The 9,367-nt window shown below is 66.7% G+C and carries 8 protein-coding genes and 1 pseudogene; 8 read left to right on the forward strand and 1 reads right to left on the reverse strand.

Features of this window, described 5'->3' with window-relative positions; translation table 11 throughout:
- Positions 1–84 precede the first annotated feature (84 nt).
- From ACFVJ3_RS45025 to ACFVJ3_RS45050, 6 genes are all read left to right on the forward strand, one after another.
- On the forward strand, positions 85–1,218 hold the full coding sequence (locus tag ACFVJ3_RS45025; protein ID WP_378458236.1) for a VOC family protein: 1,134 nt from the start codon (positions 85–87) through the stop codon (positions 1,216–1,218).
- A complete protein-coding gene (locus ACFVJ3_RS45030) occupies positions 1,215–2,153 on the forward strand; it encodes a fumarylacetoacetate hydrolase family protein (protein WP_378458237.1) in 939 nt (312 codons plus the stop codon). Before ACFVJ3_RS45025 ends, ACFVJ3_RS45030 begins: the two co-directional genes overlap by 4 nt.
- Positions 2,150–4,039: an acyl-CoA synthetase gene (locus ACFVJ3_RS45035; protein WP_378458238.1), complete on the forward strand. Its 1,890-nt coding sequence runs from the start codon at positions 2,150–2,152 to the stop codon at positions 4,037–4,039. The genes ACFVJ3_RS45030 and ACFVJ3_RS45035 overlap by 4 nt, the downstream gene beginning before the upstream one ends.
- A complete protein-coding gene (locus tag ACFVJ3_RS45040; RefSeq protein ID WP_378458239.1) occupies positions 4,036–4,392 on the forward strand; it encodes a DoxX family protein in 357 nt (118 codons plus the stop codon). Before ACFVJ3_RS45035 ends, ACFVJ3_RS45040 begins: the two co-directional genes overlap by 4 nt.
- On the forward strand, positions 4,389–5,930 hold the full coding sequence (locus ACFVJ3_RS45045) for a bifunctional 3-(3-hydroxy-phenyl)propionate/3-hydroxycinnamic acid hydroxylase (protein ID WP_378458240.1): 1,542 nt from the start codon (positions 4,389–4,391) through the stop codon (positions 5,928–5,930). Before ACFVJ3_RS45040 ends, ACFVJ3_RS45045 begins: the two co-directional genes overlap by 4 nt.
- 256 nt (positions 5,931–6,186) lie before the next feature.
- Positions 6,187–7,422 carry a fatty acid desaturase family protein gene (locus ACFVJ3_RS45050; RefSeq protein ID WP_378458241.1) on the forward strand — a complete coding sequence of 412 codons (1,236 nt, stop codon included), beginning with the start codon at positions 6,187–6,189 and terminating at the stop codon, positions 7,420–7,422.
- Between the two features lie 71 nt (positions 7,423–7,493).
- Here ACFVJ3_RS45050 and ACFVJ3_RS45055 read toward each other — a convergent pair.
- Positions 7,494–8,375: pseudogene (locus ACFVJ3_RS45055) on the reverse strand (CHAD domain-containing protein); the annotation flags it as partial.
- 156 nt (positions 8,376–8,531) lie between these two features.
- On the opposite strand from ACFVJ3_RS45055, the gene ACFVJ3_RS45060 reads away from it, so the two are divergent.
- Positions 8,532–8,870, forward strand: coding sequence for a hypothetical protein (locus ACFVJ3_RS45060; protein ID WP_378458242.1), 339 nt, complete (start codon positions 8,532–8,534; stop codon positions 8,868–8,870).
- Between the two features lie 111 nt (positions 8,871–8,981).
- Positions 8,982–9,221: a glyoxalase gene (locus tag ACFVJ3_RS45065; protein WP_378458243.1), complete on the forward strand. Its 240-nt coding sequence runs from the start codon at positions 8,982–8,984 to the stop codon at positions 9,219–9,221.
- Positions 9,222–9,367: the final 146 nt, after the last annotated feature.

Raw genomic sequence — 9,367 nt, forward strand, 5'->3', positions numbered from 1 at the left:
CAATATTGACGAATTCCTCAAAAACTCTTGACTGACGATATCCTCGTCAGTGACGATATCCTCAACAATCGAAGGGAGTGGTCAATGATTGCCCACCATGACCCGCACACCGGTCTGCACAGTGAGCAGGGCGCGCTGGCGGGCGAACACCGGGGGCGGGCCGCCGAGCCGACCATCAAGGTGTACGACCTCGCATGGCTGGAGTTCGAGAAGCCCGACCTCGATCGGGCGGAGGCGTTCGCCCATGCCTTCGGTTTTGCGACGGCGCTTCGCACCGCACACGAACTGCAGTTGCGCGGGACAGACCCCGGTTCGCCCTGCGTGCTCATCCGCCGGGGTCCACGTTCGCGGTTCGTCGGTCCCGCCTTCCGGGCGGCCGACGCGGCCGACGTGCTGCGACTGGCGGACGCGGTCGGGGGTGCGGTCGTGCCCCTCCCCGAGAGTCTGGGCGGGATCACGGTCGATCTCACAGATCCCAGTGGTCTGGGAGTGCGCGTCGTGTCCGACACGTTCGAGTTGCCGGCGCTGGCCGACCAGACCCCGCTCCCCCTGAATTTCGGACACGACGGCGGGCGGGTGAACGCTCCACAGCGGCCGCCCCGCGCGCCGGCCACCGTGCAACGGCTCGGTCACATCGTGCTCCAGACGACGACGTACCTCGAAACGCTCAACTGGTACCTCGAGCACCTCGGACTGATCGTCAGCGACTTCCTCTACTACCCCGGGCAACGGGCCGGGGGTCCGATCATGAGCTTCATCCGCTGCGACCGGGGCGCCACGCCCACCGACCATCACACCCTCGCGTTGGTTCTCGGCCCGGCCAACCGCTATGTGCACTCGGCATATCAGGTCGCCGACCTCGACTGCCTCGCCGCGGGAGGCGAATACCTGCTCGACCGGGGCTACCGCCGGTCCTGGGGCATCGGCCGACACATCCAGGGCAGCCAGATCTTCGACTACTGGCGCGACCCTGACGGATTCATGGTCGAGCACTTCACGGACGGCGATCTCTTCGACGACACGCTCGACGGGGGCTGGGCACCGATGACCGCGTCCGGACTGGCCCAGTGGGGGCCGCCCGCCACCAAAGACTTCCTCGGAGTGAACCCCGGTCGGGAATCACTCCAGGAACTGCGCGCCGTTGTCCACGCGCTGCGCGCCGACAACGAATTCGACCTCCACCGCCTCCGCGGCCTTCTGAAAGTTGCCAGCTCATGACCATTTCCGTCCTCCGCACCGCCGACGCCTGGTGGGTCGAGACACCCACCGGCGCCGCACGGGTAGACACCGCGGCCACCACCACCGCCCAGCTGCTGGCCGACCGACCGGCCGTCGAGGCCGCGGCGTCCAGCAAGGGCACCGTGCCCGTCGAGACCCTCCGGTTGCTCTCCCCCGTCACCGCCCCGTGCCGGGTGGTCGCACAGATGACGAACTTCGCCTCGCACGTCGAGGACGCCGGGATGAACCCCGACACCATTCCGTTGACCTTCTTCCGAAAGGCTTCCGGATCGATCAGCGGCCCCAACGACGACGTGATCCGTCCTGCCCATGTCCGGCTGCTGGATTACGAGGTGGAGATCGGGCTCGTCCTCGCTCGCGACATCCCGGTCGGGACGTCGATCACCGCAGACACTCTCGCCAATTACATTGCCGGCCTGGTCGTCACCAACGACATCTCCGCGCGCGACATCCAGCTCCCCAAAACGCAGTTCTACGAAGCCAAGTCATATCCGACGTTCACCCCGGTCGGCCCCGCGCTCGTACTCCTGGACGGCGACGAGCTGAAGCGGTTCACCGACCTGCGCCTGCGGCTCTGGGTCAATGGTGAGCCACGCCAGAACATGACCGTTGCCGACATGATCTACCAGCCGGCCGAGACTCTGCAGGCGCTGACCCGGTTCCAACGCCTCGATGCCGGGGACTTGCTGCTGACCGGAACACCGGTCGGAACGGCGCTGAGCGCCCCACCGAAGCCGATCGCAATCCTCTCCTCCCTGCTGCCGCCGGCAGTCAAATGGAAGCTCTTCTTCGCGGGCCAGGCCAAGAATCCGAACTACCTGCAGGACGGCGACCTCATCGAAGCCACCGTCTTCACAGACGACGGGACCATCGACTTGGGGCGCCAGCGCACGGTGGTGAGGTACGCGCGATGACCACCGACCTGCTGTGGCCGCGTTACGCGACGCCCACGGATCTGACGACGATCGAGGCCGTGCCGCTGCGCGATCGGGGGCTTCCGGAGTCCACCTATGCGTTGCTCACCCGAGCGGCCCGTATGTGGCCGGATCGGCTCGCGCTCACCGTCCTACCGGACGGCGCACGGTGGCGGGAGCCGTTGCAGCGCAGTTTCTCCGAACTGCGCGACGATGTTCACCGTTACGCGAACCTGCTCCATCGTCTGGGCGTGCGGCGCCGGGATGCGGTCGCCGTGATGGCGCCCAACTGCGCCGAGTTGATCCCCGCGACTCTCGCCGCACAGCTCGCCGGCATCGCTGCTCCCGTCAACGCCGCGCAGTCGCACCAGCACATCGCTGAATTGCTGCGCCGCTCAGGTGCCCGGGTACTCGTCGCGGCCGGACCGGAACTTGCGCCCCAGACATGGGAGGCCGCGCACCAGATTGCCGTGAGCGGGAAGGTGGATGCTGTGCTGGTCTTGCGGCCCACCGGCGCCGCCGGCGCGCCTGCGGACCTGCCCGAGGTCGATGGAGTGCGGATCGGCTATCTCAGTGCGCTGTCGGCCGATATCGATTCCTCCGACTTCGTCGGTGATCCCCCCCGTGGGTTCGATGTGGCCGCACTGTTTCACACCGGTGGTACCACCGGTGTTCCGAAGCTGGCCGCCCACACCCACGACAACGAGGTCGCCGATGCCTGGATGCTGGCCGCGAACTCGTCGTGGGATACGGACTCAGTCGTATTCGCTGCCCTGCCGCTGTTCCATGTCAATGCCTTGATGGTCACGCTGCTGGCGCCGCTGTTCAAGGGCCAGGGTGTGGTGTGGGCCGGCCCGCTCGGCTATCGCGACCCGATACTGTCCAGCGAATTCTGGAAGATCGTCGAGCACTACAGGATCGCGTCGATGAGCGCGGTGCCCACCGTATATGCGGCCCTCGCGCAGCGCCCGGTCGATGCCGACATCAGTAGTCTGCGCTTCGCCATGGTGGGAGCGTCGCCTCTGCCGACTGCGGTCGCCTCGAAGTTCCAGGACCACACGGGTGTGCCCCTTCTCGAAGGCTACGGCTTGACGGAGGCAACCTGCGCGAGTGCACGCAGCTTTCCCGACGCGCCACGACCTGGCTCGGTCGGGGTACGGATGCCCTACCAGCAGGTCAAAGTGGTACGCGTCCGTGAAGACGGCACCTGGGAAGACCTGCCCACCGGCGCGACCGGAGTGCTGGCGATCAGCGGTCCGACCGTGTTCGCCGGCTATGTTGCCGCCCACGACGAACACGGACCCGTTCTCGACGGCATGGGCAAACTGGTCGACGGCTGGCTCGACACCGGCGACCTGGCGCGCGTCGACAGCGACGGTTTCGTCTACCTGGTCGGACGCGCGAAGGACCTCATCATCCGGGGCGGGCACAATATCGATCCAGCGGTCATCGAAGACGTCCTTCTAGCTCATCCGCAGGTCACCGCGGTCAGCGCGGTGGGACGCCCCGATGCCCACGCCGGCGAAGTGCCCGTTGCCTACGTCACTGTTGCCGCAGACGCCGGTATCACCGTTCACGAGCTACAAGCCTGGGCGGGCGAGCGCGTCCCCGAACGGGCCGCGGCACCCAAGGCGGTCACGATCCTCCCGGCGTTGCCCGTCACGGCGGTAGGCAAGCTCTACAAACTCGCACTGCGCGCCGACGCGACACGGCGCGAGCTCGAGCATGCCCTCGCCACCGTCGCAGGGATCGACAGCATCCAGGCGTCCGTAGAGGACGGTTCGATCCTTGCCACCGTCGAGATCGACGGAACTGCCGGCGAACCGACGGTCAAGGCGATCTTGAACCGATATGCGATCAATTGGAAGGTCACGGTGCGCACATGACCACCGCATCACTAGTTCTGGCACTCTGCCTCGCAGTCTTCTACCTCCTGCTCGGCGTCGGCAAGATAGCGGCAACCTCCCCGATGCGGGAACGAGCAGCCCACGTCGGTATGCCCGTCAGCACGTATCGGGGCATCGGCGCGCTCGAGGTCGCCGGTGCCGTCGGTCTCCTGATCGGCGGACTCGTGCCGGCACTCGGCGTCGCAGCCGGCATCGGGCTGCTGCTCCTGATGGTGGGTGCCGTCGTCACGCACGTACGGAACGGTGACAGACTGCGTGAGATGGCGCCCGCCATCGTCGTCGGCGCAGCGATCGTGGCCTACCTCGTAGTCCTGTTCGGATCGATCCGATGAGCGAGCAGGTCGTCCCGGTCGTCATCGTCGGTGCCGGACCCACCGGACTAACCGCCGCCACGCTGCTGGCTCAGTACGGTGTCGAGTGCCTGATACTCGAGCGCTGGGAGGGCGTCTATGCGCAGCCACGGGCGGTCCACCTCGACGGTGAGATCCACCGAATCGTGGCGCACCTCGGGATCGCCGAGGAGTTCGCGGCGATCTCCAGGCCGTGCCTCGGCTTGCGGCTTGTGGACCGAAACATGCGAGTTCTCACCGAGTTCCACCGAGACCCCGGCCCGGGCGTACACGGTTACCCCGAGGCCAACATGTTCGACCAGCCGCAGTTCGAGGAAATCCTGCGCGCCAATCTGACACGGCACCCGAGGGCCTCTCTCCGCGGCAACGTAGAGGTCACCGGGCTGGCCGACGACCAGGCCGGCAGCATTCGTGTCGACTTCACCGACCGAGGCACCGGTGTGCAAAAATCGGTGCGGACCAGATACGTCCTCGGCTGCGACGGGGCCAACAGCCTGGTCAGAAACCAGATTCAGGCAACGATGCGGGACCTGAAGTTCGACCAACGCTGGCTGGTTGTCGACATCGAGACCACCACAGACCTCGGCGCGTGGGAGGGCGCGCACCAGGTGTGCGACCCCGTGCGCGCGGCAACATACATGCGCATCGGACACACCCGCTACCGCTGGGAGTTCCGGCTCGAACCCGGAGAGACCGCCGACGACTATCGCGACATGGCTCGACTGCACCCCCTCCTCTCACCATGGACACGGAACACGCCGGTCGACGACCTGACGCTTGTCCGCGTGGCCGAGTACACCTTCAAAGCCCAAATCGCGGACCGATGGCGCGACCGGCGCGTGTTCCTACTCGGCGACGCCGCCCATCTCACACCGCCGTTCATCGGACAGGGGATGGGGGCAGGGATCCGCGACGCGATGAACCTCGCCTGGAAACTTGCCGGCGTCCTCACCGGAGATCTGCCCGAATGCGCCCTCGACACCTACGAGATCGAACGCAAGCCCCACGCGCTCGCACTGATCCGGCGCGCCAAGCTCGTCGGAATGGCCATGACCGAAGGCGGCGAAGTCGGCAACCTCATCCGGCGCATCGTCGTACCACTGCTGCACCGTATCCCGGGCCTCGGCGACAAGATCATGGACGGCGAAACCCCGGCCCTTCACCGCTCCACTCTGATAAAACGACCTCGACTACGTAGAAGCCGAGCGGGCCGCCTGATCCCGAATCCAGACCTCGACCAGGGTCGCCGATTCGCCGAGGTCGTCGCCGGCCGGTTCGCGGTCGTCACCTCCCTCTCCCCGACCCCGGCGCAACGCACCGCCATCGAACAACGCGGTGGCACAGTCCTGCTGGCTCGACCCGGCACCGATCTGCACCACTGGCTACGCCGCGGACGCGCCCGCGCCGCCATCATCCGGCCCGACGGCACCGTCCTGAGTAGCGGCAACGACCTGTCCACCCTCACCGCCGCCCTCCCCCGTTTCCACACCGACCACATGCCAACCTTCCTCACCCACTGATCCACCTGAAGGAGCGTACCGGCCCGACGTGTGACCCTCGCGTTCCAACCGGACCCGCGGCGAAACGACCCGTCCGCAATGTCTTGCAGGACGGTGCGGGCGGCTGTCCACGTCGCCGCGGGCCCAGGAAGGCAGCACTTGGCTCGTCCAGTGCGCCATTCGACATCGAAAATCGCTGCGCACCAGTCGAAGTGATTCGCATCATAAAATACTCGCGCGTAACCTACGGGACCGTAACTTACGGTACCGTAGGTGCATGGCGATATCAGACATCAAGGAATACGCGCACCTGACGGACGCCGACGTCGAGGCCATCGGCCGCGACCTGGATGCGATCCGACGAGACATCGAGGAATCCCGCGGTGCGCGCGACGCCCGGTACCTCCGCAACACCATCCGGCTGCAACGCGGCCTGGAACTCGGCGGCCGGGCGGTGCTCTTCGGCTCCCGCAAGCGCTCGCTGTGGGTGCTGGGCACCGGGATGCTCTCGTTGTCGAAGATCATCGAGAACATGGAGCTCGGGCACAACGTGATGCACGGGCAATGGGACTGGATGAACGACCCCGAAGTGCACTCCGTGAACTGGGAATGGGACAACGCCGATCCGTCGGCGCACTGGAAGCTCACCCACAACTACGCACACCACAAATACACCAACGTCCTCGGCATGGACGACGATGTGGGCTTCGGCCTGCTCCGCGTCACCCGTGACCAGCGCTGGAAGCCGTTCTACCTCGGCAACCTCGCCTACAACGCGATCCTCGCGGCGCTGTTCCAGTACGGCCTCGCCATCCAGTTGCTGGAGCTGGGCAAAGTGACCCGGGGCCGGGACGACCGCGAACTCACCAAGACGCGCGGCAGGGAAGTGCTCGCCAAGCTCGGCAGGCAGACCGTCAAGGACTATGTCGTGTACCCGGCACTGACCGGCAAGGCATGGAAGTCCACGGCCAAGGCCAACGCGACCGCCAACCTCGTCCGCAACCTATGGACCAACGCCGTGATCTTCTGCGGCCACTTCCCTGACGGCGCCGAGAAGTTCACCAAGACGGACGTCGACAACGAGACGCACGCGCAGTGGTACCTGCGGCAAATGCTCGGCTCCGCGAACATCTCGGGCGGCCCCGTCATGGACTTCATGACCGGCAACCTGAGCTATCAGATCGAGCACCACCTCTTCCCGGACCTGCCGTCCAACCGGTACCACGAGATCTCGATCCGCGTGAAGCAGCTGTGCGACAAGTACGACCTGCCATACACGACCGGCCCACTCGCGGTGCAGTACTGGAAGTCATGGCGCACCATCGCGAAACTCTCGCTCCCCGACAAGTACCTCACGGACACCCGCGACGCAGCGCCCGAGACCGCGTCCGAAGCCGGGTTCGGCGGTCCCCCCGCAACCGATCCGCTCACCGGCCGCCGCATCGGCTTGGCGACGACGATCGAGAAGAAGCGCACGCGCGGTTTCATCCGCCGAATTCTCGGAATGCGCTGACCACAACTATTCGAATGGGACACCAGGCCCGGCCTCGTGGACGCAGGCGGTGCCCACCGCCGACGCGAATCGGCCGGGGCGGTCAAGGGCGGGTCGGTTCGCCACTGCGCCAACGTTTGTTATCAGTTTCTGGTAGCGGTCGCTGTCGAGGACCCCCATCGCGTGGTCCAGGTGACGGTGTTGCTCGGCGAGCAGATCACCCTCGATGCGGGCGGCGACCGGATCCATCACCAGCTCGCTCGGCAGGTCGGCCACCTTCTCCCCGAACCGCTTCCGCTGCACCTGCCGGTCCCCCACCTCGCCGAGCACACCCGCGTACCAAGACAATTCGGCGTCGAGCTTTGTCCGCACCTCGGTGTCGAGGAGTTTGTTGAACACCCGCAGGGTGCTGCGGAACCGTCGAATACCCACCCGGGTGGAATGGATCGGGACCAGGCCGCGGCGCAGCCACACGTCGCCGGCGACGATCGCCTGGCGTCGAGGTACTCGGTGAGTGCCCGTTCCGCGGTGGCGCTCGTGTCGACGGCGGGTGGGTGGTTGCCGGTGAGTGCGCGGCGAGCTTCGACGCGTGCGGTGACGGCCGGGCACCGGCCTTGGTGAGGCGTTTGCCGGCCTTGGTCAGCACCTTGGCAGCCCCGGATTTCTCGCCGCGCCCGCCGAGTTCGACTTCCACTTCCCGCCATTCGCTGGCCACGGCGACGTCCCCGGCGACGGTGGCATGCACCAGGTCGTCGGCCACCTCCGCGAGCAGCTGCTGATCCCGGTCGAGCAGGCGGTAGGTGCGCCGGACCGTGGACAGCGCCGCCACCTGGTGCAGGGGCGATCCCACGGACCAGGGCGGCCAGCTCGTCGGGCCCGGTGCGGGCCTTCTCGGCGGGAACCTTCAACTGCGATCCGGTGTCCGCGTCCCCGGTGCGGCGGCACAGGGTGAGGTGCTGGCGGAGCAGATCCCGCTGTAGATACTGCGGCGGTGGCGACGAGGCCACTCCGATAGTGACACATGTCACATTGAATCGGGGTTGGCCGGTGTAACGTTCCCGGCCCTTCCGGACACCGTTCGAATAGCCGCAGACGCTGGGCCCGCGGCACTCGAATGAGGACCACCCGCCATGAGCACCACACAGCTTCACCGGATCACCCACTCCGCCACCAGCACCTCCTCCTGGAAGCGCCTGGCTGCCGTCGCCGCCGCGACCGTCGCACTCGGCCTCATCCCGGTCGGCGCCGCCACCGCCACCACCACCACCCCGGCCCCCGTACAGCCGACCGCCACACAGCCCGTCGCCGCCGTCGTCACCCACGACAGCCCGCTCGACCGCGACAACGACGTGCAGCAGCAACGTCAGCACGACCGCCAGCGTGACCAGCGGCAGGACCGGCGCGCCGAAACCGCCGTCCTCGACCAGATCCTCCTCGATGGCTGGAACAGCAGCAGCACCCAGCTGTAGCGCAGCCGCCTACCCCGGGGTGCCAGCAGCGACCAACCGCTCCCCCACCAGGGCCTGACGGCCTCGCATCCGACGACACCTCGTTTTTGAGAACCCGACGAGAAGGCAACCATGAGCACGACCGACACCCGCACCACCGCGACTGTCGACGCGAAGACCCGACGTCCCGACCGCATCGACGCCACCGCCACAACATTCAGTAGTACCGCCGACCTGACCAATGCGCTGATTCGCGCGGCGATCGCTCACGGCGAACACGAAACACGCACCGGGGCAGAGGATCCGAACTGGCCCGGCTGGTACGCCGCCTACATGGTCGCCGAACAGTCCGGGACAGAGCTGCCCACATAACTGCCCTCCACACCATCCACCGGACTTCCCGTCACCCTGCACAACCCTCCAACCGGACTTCCGCAGCTGATGGACACACGATTCCGCGAAAAGGCGTGTTGACGTGCGGGGACGCCGCGCGGCCGCGTTGGGGTCGTGTTACTACA

Source organism: Rhodococcus sp. NPDC127593 (genome assembly GCF_042671975.1).
Classification (GTDB): domain Bacteria; phylum Actinomycetota; class Actinomycetes; order Mycobacteriales; family Mycobacteriaceae; genus Rhodococcus_F.

Coding starts and splice junctions, on each gene's coding strand:
- ACFVJ3_RS45025 (WP_378458236.1), top strand. CDS start 85: ATGATTGCCCACCATGACCCGCACACCGGTCTGCACAGTGAGCAGGGC.
- ACFVJ3_RS45030 (WP_378458237.1), top strand. CDS start 1,215: ATGACCATTTCCGTCCTCCGCACCGCCGACGCCTGGTGGGTCGAGACA.
- ACFVJ3_RS45035 (WP_378458238.1), top strand. CDS start 2,150: ATGACCACCGACCTGCTGTGGCCGCGTTACGCGACGCCCACGGATCTG.
- ACFVJ3_RS45040 (WP_378458239.1), top strand. CDS start 4,036: ATGACCACCGCATCACTAGTTCTGGCACTCTGCCTCGCAGTCTTCTAC.
- ACFVJ3_RS45045 (WP_378458240.1), top strand. CDS start 4,389: ATGAGCGAGCAGGTCGTCCCGGTCGTCATCGTCGGTGCCGGACCCACC.
- ACFVJ3_RS45050 (WP_378458241.1), top strand. CDS start 6,187: ATGGCGATATCAGACATCAAGGAATACGCGCACCTGACGGACGCCGAC.
- ACFVJ3_RS45060 (WP_378458242.1), top strand. CDS start 8,532: ATGAGCACCACACAGCTTCACCGGATCACCCACTCCGCCACCAGCACC.
- ACFVJ3_RS45065 (WP_378458243.1), top strand. CDS start 8,982: ATGAGCACGACCGACACCCGCACCACCGCGACTGTCGACGCGAAGACC.